Source organism: Pseudomonas sp. CC6-YY-74 (genome assembly GCF_002025205.1).
Classification (GTDB): Bacteria; Pseudomonadota; Gammaproteobacteria; order Pseudomonadales; family Pseudomonadaceae; genus Aquipseudomonas; species Aquipseudomonas paeninsulae.
The window spans coordinates 1,500,368-1,525,491 of the sequence record NZ_CP019947.1; the positions used below are offsets into that span (position 1 = coordinate 1,500,368).

At 59.4% G+C, this 25,124-nt stretch carries 26 protein-coding genes and 1 tRNA gene; 11 read left to right on the forward strand and 16 right to left on the reverse strand.

Going from position 1 to position 25,124, the window contains the following annotated elements; translation table 11 throughout:
* Nucleotides 1-6: 6 nt before the first annotated feature.
* Nucleotides 7-1,263 (forward strand): NADP-dependent isocitrate dehydrogenase, encoded by a 1,257-nt coding sequence (icd, locus tag B2D37_RS06955; protein WP_079202027.1) that lies wholly within the window; start codon nt 7-9, stop codon nt 1,261-1,263.
* A gap of 73 nt (nt 1,264-1,336) precedes the next feature.
* Here the strand turns inward: icd and cspD are convergent, their stop codons facing one another.
* Complete coding sequence (gene cspD, locus B2D37_RS06960) at nt 1,337-1,600, reverse strand: cold shock domain-containing protein CspD (RefSeq protein ID WP_079204922.1); 264 nt, start codon at nt 1,598-1,600, stop codon at nt 1,337-1,339.
* Between the two features lie 236 nt (nt 1,601-1,836).
* On the opposite strand from cspD, the gene clpS reads away from it, so the two are divergent.
* Together clpS and clpA are read left to right on the forward strand one after the other, a co-directional pair.
* Entirely contained in the window at nt 1,837-2,199 is a 363-nt protein-coding gene (gene clpS, locus B2D37_RS06965; protein ID WP_079202028.1) for an ATP-dependent Clp protease adapter ClpS, read from the forward strand.
* 29 nt (nt 2,200-2,228) lie between these two features.
* Complete coding sequence (gene clpA, locus B2D37_RS06970; protein WP_079202029.1) at nt 2,229-4,508, forward strand: ATP-dependent Clp protease ATP-binding subunit ClpA; 2,280 nt, start codon at nt 2,229-2,231, stop codon at nt 4,506-4,508.
* A gap of 319 nt (nt 4,509-4,827) precedes the next feature.
* Here clpA and infA read toward each other — a convergent pair whose 3' ends face one another.
* From infA to trxB, 4 genes are all read right to left on the reverse strand, one after another.
* The gene (infA, locus tag B2D37_RS06975; RefSeq protein ID WP_002553999.1) at nt 4,828-5,046 is read right to left on the reverse strand and encodes a translation initiation factor IF-1; all 219 of its coding nucleotides are present in this window, start codon (nt 5,044-5,046) and stop codon (nt 4,828-4,830) included.
* Nucleotides 5,047-5,152: 106 nt separating this feature from the next.
* Entirely contained in the window at nt 5,153-5,860 is a 708-nt protein-coding gene (locus B2D37_RS06980) for an arginyltransferase (protein ID WP_079202030.1), read from the reverse strand.
* Nucleotides 5,861-5,915: 55 nt separating this feature from the next.
* Nucleotides 5,916-6,596: a leucyl/phenylalanyl-tRNA--protein transferase gene (gene aat / locus B2D37_RS06985; protein ID WP_079202031.1), complete on the reverse strand. Its 681-nt coding sequence runs from the start codon at nt 6,594-6,596 to the stop codon at nt 5,916-5,918.
* A gap of 70 nt (nt 6,597-6,666) precedes the next feature.
* Complete coding sequence (gene trxB / locus B2D37_RS06990; RefSeq protein WP_079202032.1) at nt 6,667-7,617, reverse strand: thioredoxin-disulfide reductase; 951 nt, start codon at nt 7,615-7,617, stop codon at nt 6,667-6,669.
* A gap of 246 nt (nt 7,618-7,863) precedes the next feature.
* Between trxB and ftsK the strand changes: the two genes are divergently transcribed.
* From ftsK to cysG, 6 genes are all read left to right on the forward strand, one after another.
* Nucleotides 7,864-10,269: a DNA translocase FtsK gene (gene ftsK / locus B2D37_RS06995; RefSeq protein WP_079202033.1), complete on the forward strand. Its 2,406-nt coding sequence runs from the start codon at nt 7,864-7,866 to the stop codon at nt 10,267-10,269.
* Nucleotides 10,270-10,299: 30 nt separating this feature from the next.
* The gene (lolA, locus tag B2D37_RS07000; protein WP_079202034.1) at nt 10,300-10,926 is read left to right on the forward strand and encodes an outer membrane lipoprotein chaperone LolA; all 627 of its coding nucleotides are present in this window, start codon (nt 10,300-10,302) and stop codon (nt 10,924-10,926) included.
* A gap of 19 nt (nt 10,927-10,945) precedes the next feature.
* A complete protein-coding gene (locus tag B2D37_RS07005) occupies nt 10,946-12,271 on the forward strand; it encodes a replication-associated recombination protein A (RefSeq protein WP_079202035.1) in 1,326 nt (441 codons plus the stop codon).
* Nucleotides 12,268-12,642, forward strand: a complete 375-nt coding sequence (gene crcB / locus B2D37_RS07010; RefSeq protein ID WP_079202036.1) for a fluoride efflux transporter CrcB — start codon at nt 12,268-12,270, stop codon at nt 12,640-12,642. Before B2D37_RS07005 ends, crcB begins: the two co-directional genes overlap by 4 nt.
* A 16-nt stretch (nt 12,643-12,658) precedes the next feature.
* Nucleotides 12,659-13,939: a serine--tRNA ligase gene (gene serS, locus B2D37_RS07015; RefSeq protein ID WP_079202037.1), complete on the forward strand. Its 1,281-nt coding sequence runs from the start codon at nt 12,659-12,661 to the stop codon at nt 13,937-13,939.
* Nucleotides 13,940-14,063: 124 nt separating this feature from the next.
* Complete coding sequence (gene cysG, locus B2D37_RS07020; RefSeq protein ID WP_079202038.1) at nt 14,064-15,458, forward strand: siroheme synthase CysG; 1,395 nt, start codon at nt 14,064-14,066, stop codon at nt 15,456-15,458.
* A 248-nt stretch (nt 15,459-15,706) separates the two neighbouring features.
* Here the strand turns inward: cysG and B2D37_RS07025 are convergent, their stop codons facing one another.
* The 7 genes from B2D37_RS07025 to B2D37_RS07055 form a co-directional block, all read right to left on the reverse strand.
* Entirely contained in the window at nt 15,707-16,708 is a 1,002-nt protein-coding gene (locus B2D37_RS07025; RefSeq protein WP_079202039.1) for a glutathione S-transferase family protein, read from the reverse strand.
* Between the two features lie 90 nt (nt 16,709-16,798).
* Nucleotides 16,799-17,782 carry a glycosyl transferase family protein gene (locus B2D37_RS07030; RefSeq protein WP_079202040.1) on the reverse strand — a complete coding sequence of 328 codons (984 nt, stop codon included), beginning with the start codon at nt 17,780-17,782 and terminating at the stop codon, nt 16,799-16,801.
* Nucleotides 17,779-18,114: a TusE/DsrC/DsvC family sulfur relay protein gene (locus B2D37_RS07035; RefSeq protein WP_079202041.1), complete on the reverse strand. Its 336-nt coding sequence runs from the start codon at nt 18,112-18,114 to the stop codon at nt 17,779-17,781. The genes B2D37_RS07030 and B2D37_RS07035 overlap by 4 nt, the downstream gene beginning before the upstream one ends.
* A complete protein-coding gene (tusB, locus tag B2D37_RS07040; protein ID WP_079202042.1) occupies nt 18,111-18,410 on the reverse strand; it encodes a sulfurtransferase complex subunit TusB in 300 nt (99 codons plus the stop codon). Before tusB ends, B2D37_RS07035 begins: the two co-directional genes overlap by 4 nt.
* Nucleotides 18,410-18,769 carry a sulfurtransferase complex subunit TusC gene (gene tusC / locus B2D37_RS07045; RefSeq protein WP_079202043.1) on the reverse strand — a complete coding sequence of 120 codons (360 nt, stop codon included), beginning with the start codon at nt 18,767-18,769 and terminating at the stop codon, nt 18,410-18,412. The genes tusB and tusC overlap by 1 nt, the downstream gene beginning before the upstream one ends.
* A gap of 1 nt (nt 18,770) precedes the next feature.
* Nucleotides 18,771-19,163 carry a sulfurtransferase complex subunit TusD gene (tusD, locus tag B2D37_RS07050; RefSeq protein WP_079202044.1) on the reverse strand — a complete coding sequence of 131 codons (393 nt, stop codon included), beginning with the start codon at nt 19,161-19,163 and terminating at the stop codon, nt 18,771-18,773.
* Between the two features lie 109 nt (nt 19,164-19,272).
* Entirely contained in the window at nt 19,273-19,941 is a 669-nt protein-coding gene (locus B2D37_RS07055) for a Bax inhibitor-1/YccA family protein (protein ID WP_079202045.1), read from the reverse strand.
* A gap of 307 nt (nt 19,942-20,248) precedes the next feature.
* On the opposite strand from B2D37_RS07055, the gene B2D37_RS07060 reads away from it, so the two are divergent.
* Nucleotides 20,249-20,339, forward strand: a tRNA-Ser gene (locus B2D37_RS07060).
* Nucleotides 20,340-20,764: 425 nt separating this feature from the next.
* Here B2D37_RS07060 and B2D37_RS07065 read toward each other — a convergent pair.
* From B2D37_RS07065 to B2D37_RS07080, 4 genes are all read right to left on the reverse strand, one after another.
* Nucleotides 20,765-21,646, reverse strand: coding sequence for a patatin-like phospholipase family protein (locus tag B2D37_RS07065; protein WP_079202046.1), 882 nt, complete (start codon nt 21,644-21,646; stop codon nt 20,765-20,767).
* Between the two features lie 15 nt (nt 21,647-21,661).
* Nucleotides 21,662-22,255: a DUF547 domain-containing protein gene (locus B2D37_RS07070; protein WP_177345189.1), complete on the reverse strand. Its 594-nt coding sequence runs from the start codon at nt 22,253-22,255 to the stop codon at nt 21,662-21,664.
* A gap of 177 nt (nt 22,256-22,432) precedes the next feature.
* Nucleotides 22,433-22,660 (reverse strand): hypothetical protein, encoded by a 228-nt coding sequence (locus B2D37_RS07075; protein ID WP_079202048.1) that lies wholly within the window; start codon nt 22,658-22,660, stop codon nt 22,433-22,435.
* Nucleotides 22,654-23,256 (reverse strand): RNA polymerase sigma factor, encoded by a 603-nt coding sequence (locus B2D37_RS07080; protein ID WP_079202049.1) that lies wholly within the window; start codon nt 23,254-23,256, stop codon nt 22,654-22,656. Before B2D37_RS07080 ends, B2D37_RS07075 begins: the two co-directional genes overlap by 7 nt.
* A 1,340-nt stretch (nt 23,257-24,596) precedes the next feature.
* Between B2D37_RS07080 and B2D37_RS23410 the strand changes: the two genes are divergently transcribed.
* Nucleotides 24,597-25,070, forward strand: a complete 474-nt coding sequence (locus B2D37_RS23410; RefSeq protein WP_218190374.1) for a c-type cytochrome — start codon at nt 24,597-24,599, stop codon at nt 25,068-25,070.
* Nucleotides 25,071-25,124: the final 54 nt, after the last annotated feature.

Genomic DNA, 25,124 nt, shown 5'->3' on the forward strand with positions numbered 1-25,124 from the left:
TCCAGCATGGGATACCAAAAGATCCAGGTGCCAGCAACCGGTGACAAAATCACCGTCAATGCAGATATGTCGCTTAACGTACCGAACAACCCGATCATCCCTTACATCGAGGGTGATGGTATCGGCGTCGATATCAGCCCAGTAATGATCAAGGTTGTCGATGCGGCCGTCGAAAAAGCCTACGGCGGCAAGCGCAAGATTTCCTGGATGGAAGTTTACGCAGGCGAGAAAGCCACTCAGGTGTATGACCAGGACACCTGGCTTCCTCAGGAAACCCTGGACGCGGTCAAAGACTACGTCGTTTCCATCAAGGGCCCGCTGACCACCCCGGTCGGTGGCGGCATTCGCTCCCTCAACGTGGCCCTGCGCCAGCAACTGGATCTGTACGTTTGCCTGCGCCCGGTACGCTGGTTCGAAGGTGTACCTAGCCCGGTGAAGAAGCCAGGCGATGTCGACATGACCATCTTCCGGGAAAACTCCGAAGATATTTATGCCGGGATCGAATGGAAAGCCGGTTCGCCGGAAGCCGACAAGGTCATCAAGTTCCTCAAAGAGGAAATGGGTGTCACCAAGATCCGTTTCGACGAAAACTGCGGTATCGGCATCAAGCCGGTTTCCAAAGAAGGCACCCGCCGCTTGGCGCGCAAGGCGTTGCAGTATGTGGTCGATAACGACCGCGACTCGCTGACCATTGTGCACAAAGGCAACATCATGAAGTTCACCGAAGGTGCCTTCAAGGAGTGGGCCTACGAAATTGCAGCCGAAGAGTTCGGTGCAACCCTGCTCGATGGTGGTCCTTGGATGCAGTTCAAGAACCCGAAAACCGGCAAGAATGTCATCGTCAAGGACGCCATCGCCGACGCCATGTTGCAGCAGATTCTCCTGCGTCCGGCGGAGTATGATGTGATCGCCACCCTCAATCTGAACGGCGATTATCTGTCCGACGCCCTGGCGGCCGAGGTGGGCGGTATTGGTATTGCGCCTGGCGCCAACCTGTCCGACACCATTGCCATGTTCGAAGCGACTCACGGCACTGCGCCAAAGTACGCCGGCAAGGATCAGGTGAACCCGGGTTCGCTGATTCTGTCTGCCGAAATGATGTTGCGTCACATGGGGTGGGTCGAAGCGGCAGACCTGATCATCAAAGGCACCAACGGCGCTATCTCGGCCAAGACCGTGACCTATGACTTCGAGCGTCTGATGGAAGGCGCTAAGCTGATGTCTTGTTCGCAGTTCGGCGACGCCATGATCTCTCATATGTGAGCTGATCAACGGTAGGAAAAGACCGGTCAAGTGACCGGTCTTTTTTATTGCGGGTAACCAGTCATCCTGCTATTCAGGCTTCAATCGTACTGCCGTGGGGCTGGTTTGCAGTAGCAGGGGCTTCGGTGGTGGCCGAAAGCGCGCTGATGTTCACGGCGTGGAGTCCTTTAGGGCCCTGGATGATATCGAAGCTTACCGCCTGACCGGCTTTCAGGGTTTTATAACCATCCATCTGGATCGCCGAGTAATGAGCGAACAGGTCCTCATCCCGGCCGTCGGCCAGAATGAATCCATAGCCCTTGGCGTTATTGAACCACTTGACCTTACCGCTAAGCATGCTGATATCCCTCTGCAAAGAACTCCACCACTGGAGTATCATCCACTTCTGATTCCGCGCGCGAATCAACAAACAGGCTTGGGCGAGGGCGCGGAATCCCTCATACCTACACAAGTGGGTATTCATTGTTTGTAACACCGTTTTGCCGTTAGTCAAGGCGATGCTGCAACTGCCTGAGAAGCCGGTCAAACTCCATCTACCATCCGTACTCGCCCAGCCAGAACCTTTATTACAGCATGCATGCACGTAGCCAGATTCGACTAACATTCAATCAGGACCGCCCGGCAACGCATGAGGACGATTCCACCGGCCTTGCCGTGCAGGAATCCAAGCCTGCGCTGCAGGCACCACCGCTGTATAAGGTGGTCATATTCAATGATGACTACACACCGATGGATTTCGTGGTCGAAGTGCTCGAGGTGTTTTTCAACTTAAACCGGGAGCTGGCGACCAAGATCATGCTGACCGTCCACACAGAGGGACGGGCAGTTTGCGGAGTGTTTACCCGCGACATCGCCGAAACCAAGGCAATGCAGGTTAATCAGTACGCTAGAGAAAGCCAGCATCCGCTACTCTGTGAGATAGAGAAGGACGGTTAACGCCGGCCGCTTGGGCACGAGGTGAAGCCATGTTAAATCGAGAGCTCGAAGTCACCCTCAATCTGGCCTTCAAGGAGGCTCGCACCAAGCGTCATGAATTCATGACGGTTGAGCACCTCCTTTTGGCTCTATTGGATAACGAGGCCGCCGCCAGCGTACTGCGCGCATGCGGTGCCAGCCTCGACAAATTGCGTCACGACCTTCAGGAGTTCATCGATTCCACAACCCCACTGATTCCGCAACATGATGAAGAGCGGGAGACGCAGCCGACCCTGGGCTTTCAGCGGGTATTGCAGCGCGCCGTCTTCCATGTGCAAAGCTCCGGCAAGCGTGAAGTGACTGGCGCCAACGTGTTGGTGGCAATTTTCAGCGAGCAGGAAAGTCAGGCAGTGTTCCTGCTCAAACAGCAGAGCGTTGCACGCATCGATGTGGTCAATTTCATCGCCCACGGCATTTCCAAAGTGCCAGGCCATGGTGGCCATACAGAAAGCGAGCAGGAAATGCAGGATGAAGAGGGTGGAGAGCCCTCGGCTTCGGGCAATCCGCTGGATGCTTACACCAGTAATCTCAATGAGTTAGCCCGCCAAGGGCGGATCGATCCGCTGGTCGGTCGAGAGCTGGAAGTCGAGCGGGTTGCGCAGATCCTGGCGCGTCGTCGCAAGAACAATCCGCTGCTGGTCGGCGAAGCCGGTGTGGGTAAAACCGCTATAGCCGAGGGGTTGGCCAAGCGCATTGTCGACAATCAGGTGCCCGATCTGCTGGCTACCAGCGTGGTCTACTCCCTGGATCTGGGCGCTTTGCTGGCGGGCACCAAATACCGTGGCGACTTCGAGAAGCGCCTCAAGGCACTGCTCAACGAGCTGCGCAAGCGCCCGCACGCCATTTTGTTTATCGACGAAATCCACACCATAATCGGTGCAGGGGCTGCGTCTGGCGGGGTGATGGATGCTTCCAACCTGCTCAAGCCAATGCTGTCTTCAGGGGAAATCCGCTGCATAGGCTCCACTACCTTCCAGGAATTTCGCGGCATTTTCGAGAAGGATCGCGCCCTCGCGCGGCGCTTCCAGAAGGTCGATGTCAGCGAGCCCTCGGTAGATGATACCTACGGCATTCTAAAAGGCCTCAAGGGGCGCTTTGAACAGCATCATGGCATCGAGTACAGCGACGAGGCTCTGCGCGCGGCGGCTGAGCTTGCTGCGCGTTATATCAATGATCGGCACATGCCGGACAAGGCCATCGACGTAATCGACGAGGCCGGCGCCTATCAGCGCCTGCAGCCAGTGGAGAAGCGGCTCAAGCGCATCGAAGTGGCGCAGGTCGAGGATATCGTGGCAAAAATTGCACGAATCCCGCCAAAGCACGTCAGCAGCTCGGACAAAGAGTTGCTACGCAATCTGGAGCGCGACCTCAAGCTGACAGTGTTCGGTCAGGAGGCCGCCATCGACTCCCTGTCCACGGCGATCAAGTTGTCACGGGCGGGACTCAAGGCGCCAGAAAAGCCGGTCGGTTCTTTCCTCTTTGCGGGCCCTACCGGGGTCGGTAAAACCGAAGCGGCTCGTCAGTTGTCCAAGGCGCTGGGTGTAGAGCTGGTGCGCTTCGACATGTCCGAATACATGGAGCGGCATACGGTTTCCCGGCTGATCGGTGCACCGCCAGGCTATGTCGGGTTCGATCAGGGCGGTTTGCTGACCGAGGCCATTACCAAGACTCCGCATTGTGTATTGCTGCTCGATGAAGTCGAGAAGGCTCATCCGGAAGTCTTCAACCTGCTGCTGCAGGTAATGGATCACGGCACCCTGACCGATAACAATGGGCGCAAGGCCGATTTCCGTAACGTGATTCTGATCATGACCACCAACGCCGGAGCGGAAACCGCGGCGCGGGCGTCCATTGGCTTCACCTATCAGGACCATGCGTCCGATGCCATGGAAGTGATTAAGAAGAGCTTCACGCCGGAGTTCCGCAACCGCCTGGATACCATCATCCAGTTCGGTCGCCTGAGTCATGAAGTGATCAAGAGCATCGTCGACAAGTTTCTCACCGAACTACAGGCGCAGCTCGAAGACAAGCACGTGATGCTCGAAGTCAGCGATGCCGCGCGTGGTTGGTTGGCAGAGAAAGGCTACGACGTGCAGATGGGGGCAAGACCTATGGCGCGATTGATTCAGGAGAAGATCAAGCGGCCCTTGGCGGAGCAGATCCTGTTTGGCGAACTGGCCGAGCATGGAGGCGTGGCCCATGTCGACCTCAGTGGAGACGAATTGACCTTCGAGTTCGAAACCACTGCGGAAATGGCCTTAGGTTGCTAGTGCCTTAATAAAATAGCGCTCACAAAAACGCCCGGCAATGCCGGGCGTTTTTGTGAGCGCATGATTTGATGAGTCCTTGAAAAACCGCATGCAGAAGGTCAAGACTGAGTGGCAGGGAGGCTTGGCAAGTCAGTCAAGCAAACAGCGAAGGTCGCGATCTGCTTGACTCACTTCATCCTGGGGCCTGTCGGACTTTAGCTGTAAGGCAGTCTCAAGTCCGGCAGGTTCCTGGATTTAGGCTAAAGCGCGCTTAACGCTACGCCTTTAACTGCCTGTCCTTATGCATATGGCCAAATGCAGTGGTTTTTCCAAAGACCTGTTAACGGGCGCGGTAGGTGATACGACCTTTGCTCAGATCATAAGGCGTCAGTTCTACGCGAACCTTGTCGCCAGTCAGAATGCGGATATAGTTTTTGCGCATCTTTCCGGAGATGTGCGCGGTAACGACGTGCCCGTTTTCCAACTCCACACGGAACATGGTGTTGGGCAGGGTGTCGACGACAGTGCCTTCCATTTCGAAGCTGTCTTCTTTCGACATGCAGTAAAGCCCTCGGTATCCAAAGTATGGCCATGGCCGGTGCAACTGGCTCCTGGCAAAAGCGGCATGCATTGTGCCCGAAAAGGAGGGCGTACGCCAAGCGACTTCAGGTGAGAGTGATCCAGCGTTGGTTAACGAACAGTTCGATTGGACGGTATTGCGTCTTGTAGCTCATTTTTCGGCAGTTCTTGATCCAATAACCGAGGTACAGGGCGTGCAACCCGAGACGCACTGATTCCCTGATTTGCCACAGAATGGCGAAACGCCCGAGGCTGCGACGCTCTTCGCCGGGCTCGTAGAAGGTGTAAACCGCTGAAAGTCCATTGGGCAGCACGTCAGTGACAGCAATTGCCAGCAGTCGGCCGTGCTGGCGAAACTCGTAGAACCGGGAAAACGGCAGGTCGCGTACCAGAAAGGTGGCGAACTGCTCGCGGTTCGGTGGGTACATGTCGCCATCGGCATGGCGTTGCTCGATATAGCGGGCATAGAGGTCGTAGTACTCCTCGGTGAACGTCGGGCGCACCGCACAGACCTGGATGTCGAGATTGCGTTTGAAAATACGCCGCTGCTGGCGATTGGGTCGAAACTGGGCAACGGGAATGCGCGCAGGCACGCAGGCCGAGCAGCGTTGGCAGTGGGGCCGGTAAAGGTGGTCGCCGCTGCGGCGAAAGCCCATTTCCGAAAGTTCGGCATATACATCCACATCCATCGGCTGGCTGGGGTCGAGGAACAGGGTAGTGGCCTGTTCCTCGGGCAGATAGCTGCACGGATGAGGCTGGGTGGCGTAAAACTTCAGGCGGGCCAGCTCGGTCATGATCGACTCTCGGGGTAAAGCCTTGAATAAGTGTATGCCACGCTGCCGTACTCGCCTAGGCGCGCCAGGACGCCTTGCTGGGCTGGTCGATATGACGCTTCAGGTAGCCGGCGAAATCTGCACGGGCAATCGGCCTGGCACCGAAGCTGTGCAGGTGCTGCGTGGGCATCTGGCAGTCGATGAGGGCGAAGCCCCAGGCCTTTAGTTGCTCGACCAGGGTGACAAAGCCAACCTTCGAGGCATTATCGGCGCGACTGAACATGGATTCGCCGAAAAACAACTGGCCCATTGCCAGCCCGTATAGCCCGCCGACCAATTCGCCGTCGCGCCAGACTTCGGCCGAATGGGCAATGCCGCGCTGATGCAACTCGAGGTAGGCGTGCTGCATAGGCGTGGTGATCCAGGTGCCGTCGGCATAGTCGCGGGGCGCAGCGCAGGCCTGGATTACCTCAGCGAAAGCTTGATCGAAGGTCACCTGATAGGGTGCTTGGCGCAGCACCTTGGCCAGGCTGCGTGAGACATGCAGTTGGTCGGGGAAGAGCACCGTGCGCGGATCTGGCGACCACCAGAGAATCGGCTGGCCATCCTGATACCAGGGGAAGCAGCCGTGGCGATAAGCCGCTATCAAGCGCTCGGCACTCAAGTCGCCACCGGCCGCGAGCAAGCCGTTGGGCTCGCGCAGGGCTTTGGCAAGCGGCGGGAAACTCAGGGAGTCGCGTTGCAACCAGGTCAGCATTCGACGAAACCGCGGGAGGAGAGGGCGGGGTTGGCAACCTTCCGGGCTGTGGAGCCCGCCCTGGGAACGATCAATTGTCGTCGAGGAACTTTTCGACATCCAGCGCAGCCATGCAGCCGGCCCCGGCAGAAGTGATTGCCTGGCGGTACACGTGGTCGGCCACGTCGCCGGCGGCGAACACACCCTCGATACTGGTCGCAGTAGCATTGCCTTCGCTACCGCCCTTGATCAGCAGATAGCCCTCGCGCATTTCCAGTTGACCCTGGAATAGATCGGTATTGGGCTTGTGGCCGATGGCGATGAACACGCCGGTCAGCGGCAGTTCCTTGGATGAGCCATTGCTGGTGTCTCTCAGGCGTACGCCGGTTACGCCGCTGGCATCACCAAGCACTTCGTCGAGGGTGTGATTCCAGTGCAGGTGGACGTTGCCGTTGGCTGCCTTGTCGAACAGCTTGTCTTGCAAGATCTTTTCCGAGCGTAGCTTGTCGCGACGGTGAACCAGGTGCACTTCCTTGGCAATATTGGCCAGGTACAGTGCTTCCTCGACGGCGGTGTTGCCGCCACCAATCACCGCGACGACTTGATTGCGGTAGAAGAAACCGTCGCAGGTGGCGCAGGCAGAAACACCTTTGCCGGCAAACGCCTCTTCCGACGGCAGGCCGAGGTACTGCGCCGAGGCGCCGGTGGCGATGATCAGTGCGTCGCAGCTGTAGGTGCCACTGTCGCCTTTGAGGATAAACGGACGCTGCTGCAACTCGGCCGTGTGAATGTGGTCATAAATGATCTCGGTGTCGAAGCGCTCGGCATGTTTTTGCATGCGTTCCATAAGCGCAGGGCCGGTCAAGCCTTCGACGTCACCTGGCCAGTTGTCCACTTCTGTTGTGGTGGTAAGTTGGCCGCCGGGCTGGATGCCGGTGATCACTACGGGCTTGAGGTTGGCACGGGCAGCGTATACCGCTGCAGCGTAACCGGCAGGGCCGGAACCCAGGATGATCAGGCGTGAATGCTTGACTTCGCTCATAGAAACACCTCATAAGCCTTTGTCACAAAAGAGAATGCATGCTCAAATTGAGTCGCACGTAATATGTTGCTGGCTATGCTACACCGAAGCAGGGGACGAGCGGGAGCCGGTGGCAGAGGCCTTCGTCCAGGCTGGTTGCCACCTCGTTGCCTAGCGTGGCATCGATCGGGTAAATCCGTACAATAGTCAAAGTTTTTGCCATTAACCGATTATTCGGCGCGCCGCCGGCGCAGGAATAGATGTGTTTTGAAGAATTCAAGCCATACAGCCCAGACTCCAGTCTGGCGTCAGCAATTGCCCTACAGGTTGAAAGAAGGCGCCTTGATCGCTCTCGGCGCACTCTGCCTTTATCTGTGGATGGCGCTGCTGACCTATGATCCCGCCGACCCGGGCTGGACGCATACCAGCAATATCGATCAGGTGCAGAATGCCGCCGGCCGTGCTGGCGCCTGGTTCGCCGACATCCTGTTCATGGCCCTGGGCTATTTCGCCTATGTGTTCCCGCTGTTGCTCGGGGTCAAGACCTTGCAGGTGTTCCGAAACCGCCATCAGCCCTGGCAGTGGAGCGGCTGGCTGTTTTCCTGGCGGTTGATCGGTCTGGTATTCCTGGTGCTGTCCGGGGCTACGCTGGCCGATATTCATTTTGACGCGGGCAGCAGTATACCGGCCTCTGCTGGCGCTGGCGGCGCATTAGGCGAGAGTCTTGGTCAGTTGACCGAAGATGTATTGAACGTGCAGGGCAGCACCTTGCTGTTCATTGCGCTGTTCCTGTTTGGCTTGACCGTGTTCAGCGACCTGTCCTGGTTCAAGGTCATGGACCTCACCGGTAAGATCACTCTGGACCTTTTCGAGTTGATCCAGAGCCTGGTCAACCGCTGGTGGAATGCCCGCACCGAGCGCAAGCAACTGGTCGCCCAGTTGCGCGAAGTCGATGAGCGGGTTAGCGAAGTGGCGGCGCCGATGGTGCACGACCGCCGTGAGCAGGCCAAAGTCAAAGAGCGCCTGCTTGAGCGCGAGGAAGCGCTGAGTAAACACATGAGCGCGCGTGAAAGCCGCACGGCGCCCCTGATTACCCCGCCAGCGGAGCCTAAAACCGTCCAGTCGAGCAAGCGCGTACTGAAAGAAAAGCAGGCTCCGTTGTTCGTCGACAGCGCCGTCGAAGGCTCCTTGCCGCCGATTTCCATTCTCGATGTCGCCGAGAAGAAGCAGAAGAAATTCTCCCCCGAGTCGCTGGAGGCCATGTCGCGCCTACTGGAGATCAAGCTCAAGGAGTTTGGCGTCGAGGTCATGGTCGAGTCAGTGCATCCGGGCCCGGTAATTACCCGTTTCGAGATCCAGCTCGCCGCCGGCGTCAAGGTCAGTCGTATTTCCAGCTTGGCCAAGGATCTGGCGCGCTCGATGGCGATCATCAGCGTGCGCGTGGTCGAAGTAATTCCCGGCAAAACCACCGTGGGCATCGAGGTGCCTAACGAAGACCGGCAGATTGTGCGGTTTTCTGAGGTGCTGTCGTCCCCCGAGTACGATGAGGCCAAATCCCCGGTAACTCTGGCCCTCGGCCATGACATCGGCGGTCGTCCGGTGATTACTGACCTGGCGAAGATGCCCCACCTGCTGGTCGCCGGCACCACCGGCTCGGGTAAGTCGGTCGGGGTCAACGCGATGATTCTGTCGATCCTGTTCAAGTCCACGCCGGAAGAGGCACGCTTGATCATGATCGACCCGAAAATGCTCGAGCTGTCGATCTACGAAGGCATTCCACACCTGCTTTGCCCGGTGGTCACCGACATGAAGGAAGCGGCCAACGCCCTGCGCTGGAGCGTCGCCGAAATGGAGCGGCGCTATAAGCTCATGTCGAAGATGGGCGTGCGCAACCTGGCAGGCTTCAACCGCAAGGTCAGGGAGGCCGAGGAGGCGGGTGAGCCGCTGGCCGATCCGCTGTACAAGCGCGAAAGCATGCACGACGAGGCGCCGCTGCTGAAAACCCTGCCAACCATCGTGGTGGTGGTGGATGAATTTGCCGACATGATGATGATCGTCGGCAAGAAGGTCGAAGAGCTGATCGCACGGATCGCGCAGAAGGCCCGCGCCGCCGGTATTCACCTGATTCTCGCCACCCAGCGTCCGTCGGTGGATGTGATCACCGGTCTGATCAAGGCCAACATCCCGACGCGCATGGCCTTTCAGGTGTCGAGCAAGATCGATTCACGGACCATTCTCGACCAGGGCGGCGCCGAACAGTTGCTCGGCCACGGTGACATGCTCTACCTGCCGCCCGGCACCGGTCTGCCGATTCGTGTGCATGGCGCCTTCGTTTCCGACGAAGAAGTCCACCGTGTGGTCGAAGCCTGGAAGTTGCGCGGTACCCCGGACTATATCGAAGACATTCTGGCGGGCGTCGAAGAGTCCGGCAGTGGCTTTGATGGCAGCAGTGAGGGTGGTGAAGGCAGTGAAGAAGATGTGCTGTATGACGAAGCCGTGCGTTTTGTCACCGAAAGCCGTCGGGCTTCGATTTCCGCTGTGCAGCGCAAGTTGAAGATCGGTTACAACCGTGCCGCGCGGATGATCGAAGCGATGGAAGTGGCAGGCGTAGTGACATCGATGAGCACCAATGGCTCGCGCGAAGTGATCGCGCCAAGTCCAATCCGTGACTAACGCCTAGAAATCAATGTAATAGGGAGTTCCATGCGCCTGATTCGTATGCTGTTGCTGGCCGCTTTAAGTATTACCAGCGTTTCCGTCCTGGCCGCGGAGGATGTGTCGGCACAGCGTCTGACCACATTGCTCAACCAGGCAAAAACCATCAGCGCACGCTTCTCGCAACTGACCCTGGATGGCAGTGGGACGCAGTTGCAGGAAACGGCTGGGCAATTGGTGCTCAAGCGTCCGGGGCTGTTTCGCTGGCACACTGACGCGCCTATGGAGCAGTTGTTGGTGTCCAATGGCGAGAAGGTCTGGTTGTATGACCCGGATCTGGAGCAGGTAACCATTCAGACCCTCGACAAGCGTCTGACCCATACCCCGGCTCTGCTACTGTCCGGCGATGTGTCCGAGATTCAAGAGAATTTCGAGATCAGCCATAAGGAAGGCGGCAACGTGGTCGACTTCATTCTCAAGCCAAAATCCAAGGACACGCTGTTCGACAGCCTGCGCCTGTCATTTCGCAGCGGTGTGTTGAATGACATGCAACTGATCGACAGTATTGGCCAGCGCACCAACATTCTGTTCCTCAGCGTGAAGATGAATGAAAGCGTGGACGACAAACTGTTCAGCTTCGAGATTCCCGAAGGCGCGGATGTCATTCAAGAGTAAGAGGTCGTAGCCCGCCGTCATGGATCTGTTTCGAAATGCGCCCATCGCTCAACCCCTGGCCGCGCGCTTGCGTGCTGCCAGCCTGGACGAGTACGTCGGCCAGGAGCATCTGCTCGCGCGCGGCAAGCCGCTGCGTGAAGCGCTGGAGCAGGGCGCGCTGCACTCGATGATTTTCTGGGGGCCGCCGGGCGTGGGCAAGACCACCCTGGCGCGCTTGCTCGCCCAGGTCACCGATGCGCATTTCGAGACGATTTCGGCGGTGCTCTCCGGGGTCAAGGAGATCCGCCAGGCGGTCGAAGTGGCGCAACAGCATGCCGCCCAATATGGCCGTCGGACCATCCTGTTCGTCGACGAGGTGCATCGCTTCAACAAGTCGCAGCAGGATGCCTTTCTGCCCTATGTGGAAGACGGCACCCTGATCTTCATCGGTGCCACTACCGAAAACCCCTCGTTCGAACTGAACAACGCGCTGCTTTCGCGGGCGCGTGTTTATGTCCTCAAAAGCCTGGACGAAACGGCGCTGCACAAGCTGGCGAGTCGCGCCCTGACCGACCCCAAAGGCCTTGGCGAGCGGCAACTCAGCCTGCCGGAGGAAAGTTTCAAGATTCTTCTGGCCGCCGCCGATGGCGATGGCAGGCGCTTGCTGAACTTCCTGGAAAACGCTGCGGATCTGGTCGAGGATGGCGGCGCCATCAGCACCGAGTTGTTGCTGGACCTACTCGGCGACAGCCGTAGACGCTTCGATAAGGGCGGCGAAGCGTTCTACGACCAGATTTCCGCGCTGCACAAGTCTGTGCGTGGCTCCAGTCCGGATGGCGCGCTGTACTGGTTCGCGCGCATGCTCGATGGCGGCTGCGACCCGCTGTACATTGCTCGCCGGGTCGTGCGCATGGCCAGCGAAGACATTGGCAATGCCGACCCACGGGCATTGACGCTGTGCCTCAATGCCTGGGATGTGCAAGAGCGCCTGGGCAGCCCCGAAGGCGAGCTGGCCGTCGCCCAGGCCATCGTATACCTGGCCTGCGCGCCGAAAAGCAACGCGGTGTATAGCGCGTTCAAGGCGGCGATGCGTGATGCTGCCGAACATGGCTCCCTGGAAGTACCGCTGCACCTGCGCAACGCACCGACCAAGTTGATGAAAGAGCTGGGCTATGGCGATGAATACCGCTATGCCCATGACGAGCCGGATGCCTACGCCGCAGGTGAAGATTACTTCCCCGAGCAACTGCCGGCGCGTCAGTACTATCAACCGGTGCCGCGCGGCCTTGAGCAGAAAATTCGCGACAAGCTCGCGCATCTGGCCAGCCAGGATGCGCTCAGTCCGCGCAAGCGGAGAAAGCCATGATCGCAGTCGTTTTCGCGGTGGCGGTCGGTGGGGCGTGCGGAACCTTATTGCGCTTTGCTACGGCCAACTGGATCAACGCAAGCTGGCCGCAATATTTCTATACAGCGACCCTGGCGGTAAACATCGCTGGCTGCCTGCTGATCGGTTACCTGTATGGACTGTTTCTGCTACGCCCGGAAATACCGCTGGAGTTACGCGCCGGCTTGATCGTCGGTTTTCTGGGCGCTTTCACCACCTTTTCATCCTTTTCCCTCGACACCTTGCGCCTGCTGGAAAGCGGCCAGGCGCCAATGGCCTTCGGCTATCTGGCGCTAAGCGTGTTGGGCGGCCTGCTCGCGACCTGGGCAGGCCTATCACTCACCAAACTCTGATCGACGAGAACCTGACATGCTCGATTCCAAACTGGTGCGCAGCCAACTCCACGATGTGGCTCAGCGCCTTGCTGCGCGCGGTTTTCAACTGGATGTGGCGCGTTTTGAAGCGTTGGAAACCCAGCGCAAGACCCTACAGACCCGCACGGAGCAGTTGCAAGCCGAGCGTAACAGTCGCTCCAAGGCCATCGGCCAGGCCAAGCAGCGCGGCGAAGACATAGCGCCGCTGCTGGCGGATGTCGATCGCATGGGCAGCGAACTGGAGCAAGGCAAGCAGGAGCTGGATGCCATTCAGGTCGAGCTGGATAGCCTGCTGCTGAACATTCCCAACCTGCCACACGAGTCGGTGCCGGTAGGCGCGGATGAAGAGGGCAACGTCGAGGTGCGTCGCTGGGGCACGCCCAAGGTCTTCGACTTCGCCATTCAGGATCACGTGGCCCTGGGCGAGAAGTACGGCTGGCTGGATTTCGAAACCGCCGCCAAACTGTCCGGTGCGCGTTTCGCCCTGTTGCGTGGACCGATCGCTCGCCTGCATCGCGCCCTGGCGCAGTTCATGATCAATCTGCACACCGGCGAACATGGCTATGAAGAGGCCTACACGCCTTATCTGGTCCAAGCGCCAGCGTTGCAGGGCACCGGCCAGTTACCCAAATTCGAAGAAGACCTGTTCAAGATCAGCCGCGAAAACGAAGCCGATCTGTACCTGATTCCAACTGCCGAGGTGTCGCTGACCAATATAGTCGCGGGCGAGATTCTCGAGGCCAAGCAATTGCCGCTGAAGTTGGTTGCCCACACCCCCTGTTTCCGCAGCGAAGCCGGCGCGTCCGGACGCGACACCCGTGGCATGATCCGTCAGCATCAGTTCGACAAGGTCGAGATGGTGCAGATCGTCGAGCCGAGCACCTCCTACCAGGCCCTGGAAGAACTCACCGGCAATGCCGAAAAGGTGTTGCAACTGCTCGAGCTGCCGTACCGCGTGCTAGCGCTGTGCACCGGTGACATGGGCTTCAGCGCGACCAAGACCTACGATCTGGAAGTCTGGGTGCCGAGCCAGGACAAGTACCGCGAGATTTCCTCCTGCTCCAATTGCGGCGACTTCCAGGCGCGGCGTATGCAGGCTCGTTATCGCAACCCGGAAACCGGCAAGCCGGAGCTGCTGCACACCCTCAACGGCTCCGGCCTGGCGGTGGGCCGCACCTTGGTGGCGGTGCTGGAGAATTACCAGCAGGCCGACGGCAGTATTCGTGTGCCTGAGGTGCTCAAACCCTATATGGGCGGCGTTGAAGTCATCGGTTAACGCGCAGGAGTACATCTTGCAGGGTGGGGTTTAAAACCCACTTCTGCAGGCAATTCTGGTGGACTGAAGCCCACCCTACGGGCCAGGCGTGTGCCTCGCCATTGTCATCGCCTGGATCATACTCATGGACTTTCTCCCGCTGTTCCACAAATTGCAGGATCGCCTGGTACTGGTGGTCGGTGGCGGTGAAGTCGCCCTGCGTAAATCGCGCTTGCTCGCCGATGCCGGCGCCAGGCTGCGGGTTGTGGCGCCCGAAGTGCGCGACGAACTTTGCACGCTGGTCAGCCTCGGGGCTGGCGAGGTGCTGCTGCGCAACTACCAGGCCGAGGACCTGAGCGGCGTGGTGCTGATCATCGCTGCCACCGACGATGAACCGCTGAATGCGCAAATATCCGCCCAGGCCCAGGCACTGGGGATTCCGGTCAATGTCGTCGATGCACCGAAACTGTGCAGCGTGATCTTCCCGGCTATCGTCGACCGCTCGCCGTTGATCGTCGCCGTCACCAGTGGCGGCGATGCGCCGGTGTTGGCGCGGTTGATCCGGGCCAAGATCGAAACCTGGATTCCAGCGACCTATGGTCAACTGGCCGGTTTGGCGAAGAAGTTTCGCAACCGGGTCAAGGGCCTGTTTCCTGATGTGCAGCAACGCCGGGTGTTCTGGGAAGACGTATTCCAGGGGCAAATTGCCGAGAGCGTATTCGCCGGGAAACTGCATGAGGGCGAGCGCCTGCTCGAAGAGAAAATCGCCGGCGCCGCGCCACGCACCCTGGGTGAGGTCTATCTGGTCGGTGCTGGCCCCGGCGATCCTGACCTGCTGACGTTTCGCGCCTTGCGCCTGATGCAGCAAGCCGATGTGGTGCTCTACGACCGCCTGGTCGCACCGGCGATCATCGAGCTGTGCCGTCGCGATGCCGAGCGCATCTATGTCGGCAAGCAGCGCGCCGAGCATGCCGTACCGCAGGATCAGATCAATCAGCAGCTGGTCAGCCTGGCCAAAGAGGGCAAACGGGTTTTACGCCTGAAAGGCGGCGACCCTTTCATCTTCGGCAGGGGCGGCGAGGAGATCGAGGAGCTGGCGGCCCACGGTATTCCCTTCCAGGTGGTACCGGGCATCACCGCGGCCAGTGGCTGCGCAGCTTATGCGGGGATTCCGCTGACCCATCGCGATCACGCGCAGTCGGTACGCTTCGTCACCGGCCACCTCAAGGACGGCAGCTGCGACTTGCCCTGGGCAGAGCTTTCGGTGCCCAGCCAGACTCTGGTGTTCTACATGGGGCTGGTCGGCTTACCGCTGATTTGCCAGCAATTGATCGCCCATGGTCGTGCCGCCAACACCCCCGCGGCGTTGATCCAGCAGGGCACTACGCGCAACCAGCGGGTCTTCACCGGCACCCTGGCGAACCTGCCGGAATTGGTCGCCCAGCATCAGGTCCACGCACCGACCCTGGTCATCGTCGGTGAAGTGGTGCAGCTGCGCGAAAAGCTGGCCTGGTTCGAAGGTGCTCAGAGCGAGGTTTGAAGCGAATGAGTCGACAAATATGAACCTGCAGTTCCACGGCCTGTTGAAGAGTGGGTTAGGCGCATGTTGACCCGCCCGCAGCCCCCTTGCGGCGTAACCCACCATCGGTGCAACGGGGCTATCTAGTGCGGGTTACACATCGCGCCACAATGGCGGCGACTGATCGCTCGGCAGTTGGCGCCGCTAACCCACCCTTGCTTACCACGGCTACAGGCGTGTCAGTGCACTCGCTTGCAAAAGCTAAAGCGCTACGACGTTGGCCAAATGCCCTTGCCCGGTAACCGCTGGCGATCATGCCCGCGGGCAAGCTCCAGCGCCGGCCCCTTGGGCACTATGCCGGTCGGGTTGATGGTGCGATGGCTGGCGTAGTAATGGTTCTTGATGTGTTCGAAATCCACCGTTGCCGCCACCCCGGGCCACTGGTACAGCTCGCGTAGCCAGTTGGACAGGTTCGGGTAGTCCTCGATGCGCCGCAGGTTGCACTTGAAGTGCCCGTAGTACACCGCATCGAAGCGAACCAGGGTGGTGAACAGGCGCCAATCGGCTTCGCTGAGGTATTCGCCAGCCAGGTAACGGTGCCCACCGAGATGTGCATCCAGCCAATCCAGTTCGTCGAACAGCTCGCCGAAGGCTTCCTCGTAGGCAGCCTGGGTGGTGGCGAAACCGGCGCGGTACACCCCATTGTTGACCGCTGGATAGATACGGTGATTGAGTGCGTCGATCTCGCCGCGCAGTGCTTCGGGATAGAAATCCAGGGAATTGCCCGTCAGCCCGTCGAACGCCGAGTTGAACATGCGGATGATTTCCGCCGACTCATTGCTGACGATGCACTGTTGCTGTTTGTCCCACAACAACGGCACGGTCACCCGGCCACTGTAGTTGGCATCATCGGCGGTGTAGCGCTGATGCAGGAAACGCTGACCGTCCAGGCTATCACCCGTGGAGCCATGGGCCGGGTCGAAGGTCCAGCCATCGTCGAGCATCAGCCAGCTGACCACCGAGACATCGACCAGATCCTGCAAACCCTTGAGCTGACGCAGGATCAGGGTGCGCTGGGCCCAGGGGCAGGCGAGGGAAACATACAAGTGATAGCGACCGGCCTGCGCCTTGAAGCCACCTTTGCCGCTTGGCCCAGGGCTGCCGTCGGCGGTGATCCAGTTATGCCGCTGGGCATGCTCGCGCTTGAAGCGGCCGTCAGCGGCAGTGTCGTACCACTGGTCATGCCAGCTTCCTTCAATTAACAAACCCATTACCCGACTCCTTTAGCGTTACGGCTCATGGGTTCAGTCTAACGGCATCGGTTCGATTGAAAGGTAGAAAAAGCTGCCTCTAAAAATCGACTAGCTCGATATGTTTCGTGCGTCCCAGCGCTGCTGCGCCTGCTTGAACGCCTCTTCGCGTGGCATGCCCAGGCCACGCAGGGCCATGGCCATGCTGCTCAATACCGCGAGTCGGCCGTAAGCGTCTTCGACTTCGCCGCGCCAGAAGGCCTGCAGGTGCTCCGGTTGCAGCGACGCGGGCTTGACGTGGCGCTGCGCCGACAACGGCGGCCAGTCTTCGTCCCAGTTCACGCCGTTGGCCGTGCCGTAGAGATGGCTGGTGGCGTCCGGGTTGATTTCCACCTCGCCACCGTCACCCTTGATCACCAGCGCAGTGTCGCCGAGCAACTGGCTCGCCTCGCGGTGTACCGCCTGGTAACCGGGATGAAAGATGCTCTGCAAGCCGCAGCGCGCCGCTAGCGGATTGAGAATGCGCGTCAGTGAGTGGATCGGCGAGCGCAGACCGAGGATGTTGCGCAGGTCGATCATCCGTTGCAGTTGCGGCATCCAGTCGCCCAGCGGGATAAATGCCAGTTGTTGTTCCAGCAAGGCATGCTCCACCTCACCCCAGCTGCGGCACAGTGGAATCTGCAGAAGCTCGATTACTTGCTCGCTATACAAGCGCCCGGCGGTGTGCGCGCCGCCGCCATGCAGGAGGATGCGCACGCCGCTGTTGGCCAGGGCCTTGGCGGCGAGGAGGAACCAAGGCAAGTGACGCTTCTTGCCGGCATAGCTGGGCCAGTCCAGGTCGACCGCAATGGCCGGCGCCTGCAAGCGCTCGCGCACCGCTTCGGCAAAGCCGGCCATCTCCTCGGCGCTTTCCTCTTTGTGCCTGAGCAGCATCAGGAAGGCACCGAGTTGGGTGTCCTCGGCCTTGCCGTCGAGCAACATACCCATGGCTTCACGGGCTTCTTCTCGGGTCAGGTTGCGCGCGCCGCGCTTGCCCTTACCGAGGATGCGCACGAATTGGGCAAAGGGGTGTTCCGCAGGGGTGACAAGGTTCATAGGCAATTCGTCGGTTTGGGCAGGCCCGCCAGCTTGGCGGCGAGTTTGGCGGGAGCGCCTTTGAACAGGAGGTTGAGGTGCAGGCTGTTGCCCTTTTCCGGGCCTAGCTTGAGCGCCATGTATTTGATCAGTGGCCGGTTGGCTGGCGCCAGCTGGAACTCGGCGTAGAAGGCCCGCAGCAATTGCAGAATCTGCCAATGTTCGGCACTCAGGGTCAATTGTTCCTGCTGCGCCAGAGCCTCGGCCACTGGTTCCGACCAGTCGGCCAGAGCCACCAGATAACCGTCCTTGTCCAGCTCGATGCGCCGGCCGCTAACGATCAAATGCCTCATAGCCAGCTGTTTACCTTGTCGAAGCGGCAGCTGAGCTCGACGAACCCCGGGTAGTCGACCACCTGAATCCGCGCCGGCGCGGCGAGGGCGCGCGCGCAGAGGTCTTCGTCGAGGGCGAACAGGCCGATCCCGACGGGCATCAGCTCCAGGGCCTGGTGCTGGGCGGTGCCGGGTTGCAGGGCGTATACCGCGTCGCCGCACAGCAACAGACCGTCGGCAGGACCCAGCAGGCGCAGACAGCTGCTCAGACGACTGTCGCTGAACGGTGAGTGGGACAAAACATGCAACGTAGCCATCAGAGGGTGATCACCTGGTCGTAACGGTCGATAAGCGCAATCAGGGCGGCATCATCCAGCACCTCGGTCGCCAGCGTCAGCGTCTGTTGCTCCAGTCCGCGCTCTTGCAGGCTGCGCGCCGAGGCATACAGCGCTTCGACGCCGAACAGCGGTAACGCCTGCAGGTTGGCGCCCAGGTCTTTCTGCTGCAGGGTTGCAGGCCGTTGCGCTGCCGCCAGCTGGAACACCCCATCGTCGAGAAACAGCATGCCGAGGGGTAAGTCGAACGCGCCGCCAGCCAGGGCAATATCCAGCGCTTCGCGGGCGCTAGGGCCGGACCAGGGCGACTGACGGTTGATGATCAGCAAGGATTTGCTCATTTCAAGGCCCTCCGAAACACACCAGGCGATCGGCCGTTTGCGCCGCTTCATGCAGTTGGCCCAGCCCGGAAAGTTCCCAGGGAGCATCCAGATTGCCGGCACCGCGCTCGTAGCGTTGCGCTTCCTGCTCATTGAGGATGCCGCGGCGTAGCGCTGCGGCAATGCATACAACGCCATCGAGCTGCTGCTGGCGTACCAGTTCGCGCCATTCAGCAGGGATATCCAGCTCATCCTGCGCGCTGACCACATTGCTCGAAGCGTTGTGCACCGCGTCCTGATAAAAGAACAGCCGCACGATCTGATGGCCGCCGGCCAGGGCAGCCTGAACAAAACGCAGGGCGCGCCGGGAGGAGGGCGCATGCGGCGGGGCGAAGAGGGCGATGGCGAATTTCATATAGAAGCCGGCAGGGAAATCTGCCCCAATGATAAAGCGTGAGCGCGCAAGATGCTCGCCGCAGGCATGAAAAAGCCCGCCGAAGCGGGCCTCGGGCGCGACTCGAGGATCAGTCGTCGCTGCCCATGATGCCCATGATCTGCAGCAGGCTGAGGAACAGGTTGTAGATCGATACATACAGGCTAATGGTCGCCATGATGTAGTTGCGTTCACCACCGTGGATGATGGCGCTGGTCTGGTACAGGATGCAGGCCGAGGAAAACAGCACGAAACCGGCGCTAATCGCCAGTTGCAGGCCGCTGATCTGGAAGAAGAACCCTGCCACCATGGCGCCGATCAGGACAAAGAAGCCAGCAGTGATGAAGCCGCTGAGGAAGCTCATATCCTTGCGCGAAATCAGTACATAGGCGGACAGACCACAGAACACCAGCGCGGTCATGGTGAATGCCGAGCTGACCACTTCGGCGCCGTTGGCCATGCCCAGGTAGCGATTGAGGATCGGCCCCAGGGTGTAACCCATGAAGCCGGTCAGGGCGAGGGTGGAGAGCAGGCCCCAGGACGAGTCACGCAGTTTAGCGGTGAGGAAGAACAGGCCGTAGAAGCCGATCAGCACCACGAAAAAGTTGGGGTAAGGCACATTGGCGCGCTGCGCCATAAAGGCGACCAAGCCGCTGAAGGCCAGGGTGATGGCCAGCAGGCCATATGTATTGCGCAGGACGCGGCTGACTTCCAGCTGCTCAACCTGCGTGTGACTGAGTGTGTAATCTTGTTCGCGCATGGCGGCACTCCTGTAAAAATTAGTAGATCCGTGATCAGGCTTGTGGGGATCATAACAGAGCGGTAGGCACTGCCAACCTTTAGAGTTTGACAGTGTGTTGCGTTCCGGTAAGATTGCCGCCCTCAGTCAAGCCAAGGCGTGATTGAGCAATGTAAAAAACGGCCCTGCCCCATGGCTGTAGAAAATTTTGGAAGCGTGGCCGAGTGGTTTAAGTCAGCGGTCTTGAAAACCGCCGATGGGATGCTGTCCTAGAGTTCTTATCTAAGGATGATCGGTGTTGCACCTTGTAAGGATGTAGAAAAAATCTGGAGGGTTGGCAGAGCGGTTGAATGCACCGGTCTTGAAAACCGGCGAACGTTAGTAGCGTTTCTAGGGTTCGAATCCCTAGCCCTCCACCATATAGATGTACCAAGGCCCCGTATTTCGGGGCCTTGTTGTTTCTGGAGTATGCCCGTCCGCACCTTAGTCTCCACGTCGGCTTGTTTTGCGGCTTGAGCTGCTCGCGCTGATTTCAGGCGCGAGGTCTATCAGGCTCCAGGCAACCAAGCCCAAGCTATTGCCGTCAGAAATTTGCTTCCTCGTTGCTGGCGACCCGTTGGCCAAGGACTTGGTCCCCGTCAGCCAGGTTGGCACCGCGTACCAATTAGATAACCTTCAGCGTATGGAGCGCTCGCGCAGCGTAAGGCCTTCGCACACCATGACGTGGCATCCAGTACAGGTGGATCGACGGTTGGGATGAATCTGGCGGATGCCAATAGCAAGACTTCGTTTCGTCGGCCGCTTCGGCCATATAGCCCAACCGCCTGCCCAGCCACGAATGCGCTCATGGCATCTCTCCAGGGATCATGTCGGCGTGCGAGTGCGCGCGCAGGGAGTCGGGAACACCCGTTTGTTCGAGCCCGCCGCTATCCAGCCAGGTCTGGGCATGCAGCTTGGCGCGTTCGATCAGGCTGCGCGTCTGGGTGAAATCGAATACCGAAACGCCCAAGGGGCATAGAGGCGCAGCGACATGGATATGGGCGTGCGGGGCATACAGCTCAATGTCGCGTACCAGCTGGCGCATGCTCATCAGGTTGAGGGTATGCAGGGCCAGCGCCACGAACCCCTTGGGCGGAGCCTTGCAGGCACAGCCAAAACCGGTGGGCAGGACCACAATGCGCCTCGCGCCCAGCGCCACGGCACTGGCGATCGGGGTATTGCTGGCTACGCCGCCATCCATCAGCAAGTGTCCGTCGATTGCAATCGGTGGGTAGACCAGGGGAATGGCGGCGCTGGCCAGCAACGCCTGGAGGATGTCGCCCTGCGACTGCAACACCTCGGCACCGCTGAGCAAATCGGTGGTGACCACATGCAGGGGCAGCTCGCAGTCCTCCAGGCGACTGATGGGCAGTGCCGACAGAATCATCCGACGCAGGCCTGCGTTGTCGAGGATGTATCCGCGCCGCAGCAGCAGGGCCTTGGTCGCGCCCAGTAGGGAAAAGGGAAAAATGTCCTGCTTGCCCAACGCGCACCAGATCTCGGCCAGCTCGGCAACGCCTTTGGCGCTCGGATTGCAGGCGAAATGGGCACCGTTGATGGCGCCTACCGATGCCCCCACCACCAGGTCGATCGCAACGTCTGCCGCTATCAACGCCTGCAGCATGCCGACCTGCACGGCCCCCAGGCTGCCGCCGCCAGCGAGTACCAAAGCCGTCTTGTCTGTCATCGGGTGCTCTCCGGGTCAATGGGCTTGGTTGAGTGACCAGTCGTAGTCGAGGAACTCCACGTCGCTTGTGCTCTGGGCCTGCTCCAGATGCTCTGCGGCTGCTAGCCAGGTCGCCTGTCTTTGCAGATAGGCTTGCAGCGAGGCGCTCTGCTTGGCGAAATCGTCGGCGCGCCAATCGAAAATCTTCGAGACTCGGAAATGGCCGGCAGCTGCATCGAAACGGTTGCGGATGCGGATGCGGATGCGATCAATGAGGAAGCGCCGCTGGCTGTCCTGCAACTGCGCATCGAGTTCGCTGGCAACGTAGGCTTCGCTGCGCAGGGCCGGGCAGCCTATGGCGGCACAGTTAACCGCGAAGTGGATGCGTGATTCGTCGAATACGCCGGGTTCGCGGATCATCGAATGCTCGATCTGATTGAGCGTCAACGTTTGCCCGAACAGTGGGATGAATGCTTGAGTCCAGGGGCTGCCGAACACGCCGCCAATTTCCTTGATCGACTCTAGCGGGTAATTCTCGGTGACAAGCTTTACGGTAAAGGCGTTATAGGCATTGATCAGAAATGCCAGACGCCGGTCGCGACTCCAAGTGTCATATTGCTCGTGCGGCACGTCCGAGAGAACGGCCAGATCGCTGTCAAACTCGGCCTGATCCTGATTGAAACCCTGATAGTCGACTTGACTGGCATAACCGGGCTTTACTCAGGTGACATTCAGGTCTGCCCCTCGTTGAGGCTGTACCTTTATGAGAATCTGCTCGCGTTTTTGTTACAGCGCTGGCCAGTTCTGCTATTTATCCCGCTCTTGCAGTTTTTCCAGAATGGCCGCGCTATCAACCGCTTCTGCGTTTAGCGGCAGTTGTTGCAGTACGTCGGAGGTGAGTTTCAGCTGTTTGATGTACAGCGAGCAGCGCGAACACATTTTCAGATGCATGAACACTGCCCAGCGAGTGCTTAAGCGCAGATCACCCTCAATGATGTCGGAGCCGAGTTCGGACATCTCACGGCAGGTCAGCATGTTCCTACCTCCTCGAAATGATTAAGCATGGCATGCATGCGTTGCCGGCCGCGGTGCAGTAATACGCGGATATTGCCCTCCGCCAGATTAAGCGCCCGGGCTATCTCGCCATAGTCCAGCCCGCCAAGCTCACGCATCATCACCACGCTTTGCTGGTCTTCAGGCAGCTTTTGCAGATGTTTGTGAATACACTCGTAGAGTTCAGCTTCAGTCAGAAGCTCGTCTGGCGTTTCATGGTGCCACTGAGTGGGCGGTGTATCCCACGCGCCTTGCTCGTTGAAACGCGCGCCTATGGGCGATCCGCTATCGCTGCCCCAGCTATCGAGGGACACCTCACGGCCTGTTTTGCGGCGGATGGCATGCGCTTCGTTGATAGCGATACGGGCGAGCCAGGTGCGCAGTTTTGAGCGCCCTTCGAATTTGCCAATCGCGGCGAAAGCCTTCAGCCAGGTTTCCTGTGCAACATCATTGGCGAGGTCATTGCCCACCAGCGGGGTGGCCATGGCAACCAGGAAGGCATGGTGCAGTTTGATCACCGACTCCAGGGCGCCCTTGTCACCCTGGCGCAGCCGGATGATCAGTTCCTGTTCATCCATCTATTTCTCCCTCGATGGCCTGCAAGTGCGCATTGCAGGTAACCCATGTTGTTAAGTAGAGGCCTGCCAGAGTGCATTGTTACAACGCAGTTGTCATGGCCGGCCTGGATATGAGCGCACGCAACCCACGTCACAGCTCCATGTCTTTTGCCCCAGGGGCGGGAAGTAGCCGAGCTCAGTGCGTAACAGCACGTGGGAGTGTGCTGATCCAGGGCGAGCTTGTAACAAAACATCGCTCCCTGCATCTGAGTTAAGCGAACGGTGCTTGCCCGTAAACAAAGGGGGCATCCGGCGTTCGCATTCCCAGGGTGGAGCAACATCGAAGTTCCCTGCCCATACGATTCGACACTCCATACAAAAATTTGAGGAACTGACATGACTCAGCAACTGAAAAACAAAGCCAACGCCGTCGCTCGCCGTCCCCTGGCCGCCATGCTGTGTGCGGGTGCTCTAAGCATGGCGTTGGCAGGGCCGGTGCTGGCCGTAAATCCTTGTTCGCCCTGTGCTGCCAAGTGTGCACCTGCGGCCATGAATCCCTGTGCGGCGAATCCCTGTGCGGCAAATCCATGCGCGGCGAAGAACCCCTGTGCCGCCAAGAGTCCTTGTGCCGCGAACCCTTGCGCCGCAAAAAGTCCTTGCGCAGCCAAGAACCCTTGTGCCGCCAAGAGCCAGTAGTCACTTGACTGAGACGCCTGCGGAGCATTGCATTTTGCTGAGGAGCGGTTCCCGCGGAGGAACCGCTCATACTGGCAAAGGCGCTGGCTGATCTGCCCGGCCGTCGCGGCAGCCATCGGCTGCTTGCTGCATGCCGTCGATGAGCTGCGGCAGGTGTGGTGGCATAGTCATCGCCTAATTGGAGAGACTCTCTCTGTAACAAAATCGGCCGATTCGCTTCTTAGTTTTGTTGGGTGAACACAAGTAGGTGCCATCTGTGGGACAGATCCATGGCTTATGGCGCCTGGTTCGGGAATGACTCGGTTTTTGCCGCTATTGTCGAAGGGCGCAGACCAACTCAATACCCGGTGCCCATAGGTAAGTGCACAACGTACCGTTGCTAACCGTGGATTGAGGAAATAACCATGCGCCACATATGCCCCGACCTTCCCACTGCACACTGTTATCGCCCCCTTGCCAGCATGGTGTCGGCGACGGTGCTGGCCATGGCGCTTTCAGGCCCGGCCATGGCCGTCAACCCCTGCAGCCCATGTGCGGGCAAGTGCGCACCCAGCAGCTTGAATCCATGTGCAGCGAAGAATCCCTGCGCGGCTAAAAACCCCTGTGCGGCGAAGAATCCTTGTGCAGGCAGTAACCCCTGCGCCGCCAACCCTTGCGCAGCCAAAATGAACCCTTGTGCGCTCAAGTCAGTCAAGCGCCCGGCCAACTACAAGCCCTATCAAGGCGCCCAGGCCGAGCTGAAGACCTATGGTGAAAAGCTCTACAAAGATCCCAGCCTGAGCAGCAACGGCCTGTCTTGCGCTACCTGCCACCAGGGCGGCAATCTGTTCCAGGCCAGTTTTGCCAAGGCATACCCCCATGAGGTGGCCATGGCGAAGAATCAGTTCGGCATGTCCCAGGTGTTTCTCGACGAGATGATCCAGATCTGCATGGTCGCACCCATGGCATCCAAGGCCCTGGGCTGGGAGTCGAAAGAGCTGGCGGCGCTGGTTGCCTATACGGCAAGTCTGCAGGCGAGCTTCAAACCCAATCCCTGCGCGGCCAACCCCTGCGCCGCCAAGAACCCCTGCGCCGCAAAAAATCCCTGTGCAGCCAAGAACCCTTGCGCTGCCAAGTGCGCGCCCTGCGCCGCCAAGTAATAAACGTGCCTTGACTGGGGCGGCTGCTCCTCCGCTCCGGTCCTTTTTCGAGAT

Coding starts and splice junctions, on each gene's coding strand:
- icd (WP_079202027.1), top strand. CDS start 7: ATGGGATACCAAAAGATCCAGGTGCCAGCAACCGGTGACAAAATCACC.
- cspD (WP_079204922.1), bottom strand. CDS start 1,600: ATGCTTAGCGGTAAGGTCAAGTGGTTCAATAACGCCAAGGGCTATGGA.
- clpS (WP_079202028.1), top strand. CDS start 1,837: ATGCATGCACGTAGCCAGATTCGACTAACATTCAATCAGGACCGCCCG.
- clpA (WP_079202029.1), top strand. CDS start 2,229: ATGTTAAATCGAGAGCTCGAAGTCACCCTCAATCTGGCCTTCAAGGAG.
- infA (WP_002553999.1), bottom strand. CDS start 5,046: ATGTCGAAAGAAGACAGCTTCGAAATGGAAGGCACTGTCGTCGACACC.
- B2D37_RS06980 (WP_079202030.1), bottom strand. CDS start 5,860: ATGACCGAGCTGGCCCGCCTGAAGTTTTACGCCACCCAGCCTCATCCG.
- aat (WP_079202031.1), bottom strand. CDS start 6,596: ATGCTGACCTGGTTGCAACGCGACTCCCTGAGTTTCCCGCCGCTTGCC.
- trxB (WP_079202032.1), bottom strand. CDS start 7,617: ATGAGCGAAGTCAAGCATTCACGCCTGATCATCCTGGGTTCCGGCCCT.
- lolA (WP_079202034.1), top strand. CDS start 10,300: ATGCGCCTGATTCGTATGCTGTTGCTGGCCGCTTTAAGTATTACCAGC.
- B2D37_RS07005 (WP_079202035.1), top strand. CDS start 10,946: ATGGATCTGTTTCGAAATGCGCCCATCGCTCAACCCCTGGCCGCGCGC.
- crcB (WP_079202036.1), top strand. CDS start 12,268: ATGATCGCAGTCGTTTTCGCGGTGGCGGTCGGTGGGGCGTGCGGAACC.
- serS (WP_079202037.1), top strand. CDS start 12,659: ATGCTCGATTCCAAACTGGTGCGCAGCCAACTCCACGATGTGGCTCAG.
- cysG (WP_079202038.1), top strand. CDS start 14,064: ATGGACTTTCTCCCGCTGTTCCACAAATTGCAGGATCGCCTGGTACTG.
- B2D37_RS07025 (WP_079202039.1), bottom strand. CDS start 16,708: ATGGGTTTGTTAATTGAAGGAAGCTGGCATGACCAGTGGTACGACACT.
- B2D37_RS07030 (WP_079202040.1), bottom strand. CDS start 17,782: ATGAACCTTGTCACCCCTGCGGAACACCCCTTTGCCCAATTCGTGCGC.
- B2D37_RS07035 (WP_079202041.1), bottom strand. CDS start 18,114: ATGAGGCATTTGATCGTTAGCGGCCGGCGCATCGAGCTGGACAAGGAC.
- tusB (WP_079202042.1), bottom strand. CDS start 18,410: ATGGCTACGTTGCATGTTTTGTCCCACTCACCGTTCAGCGACAGTCGT.
- tusC (WP_079202043.1), bottom strand. CDS start 18,769: ATGAGCAAATCCTTGCTGATCATCAACCGTCAGTCGCCCTGGTCCGGC.
- tusD (WP_079202044.1), bottom strand. CDS start 19,163: ATGAAATTCGCCATCGCCCTCTTCGCCCCGCCGCATGCGCCCTCCTCC.
- B2D37_RS07055 (WP_079202045.1), bottom strand. CDS start 19,941: ATGCGCGAACAAGATTACACACTCAGTCACACGCAGGTTGAGCAGCTG.
- B2D37_RS07065 (WP_079202046.1), bottom strand. CDS start 21,646: ATGACAGACAAGACGGCTTTGGTACTCGCTGGCGGCGGCAGCCTGGGG.
- B2D37_RS07075 (WP_079202048.1), bottom strand. CDS start 22,660: ATGCTGACCTGCCGTGAGATGTCCGAACTCGGCTCCGACATCATTGAG.
- B2D37_RS07080 (WP_079202049.1), bottom strand. CDS start 23,256: ATGGATGAACAGGAACTGATCATCCGGCTGCGCCAGGGTGACAAGGGC.
- B2D37_RS23410 (WP_218190374.1), top strand. CDS start 24,597: ATGAACCCTTGTGCGCTCAAGTCAGTCAAGCGCCCGGCCAACTACAAG.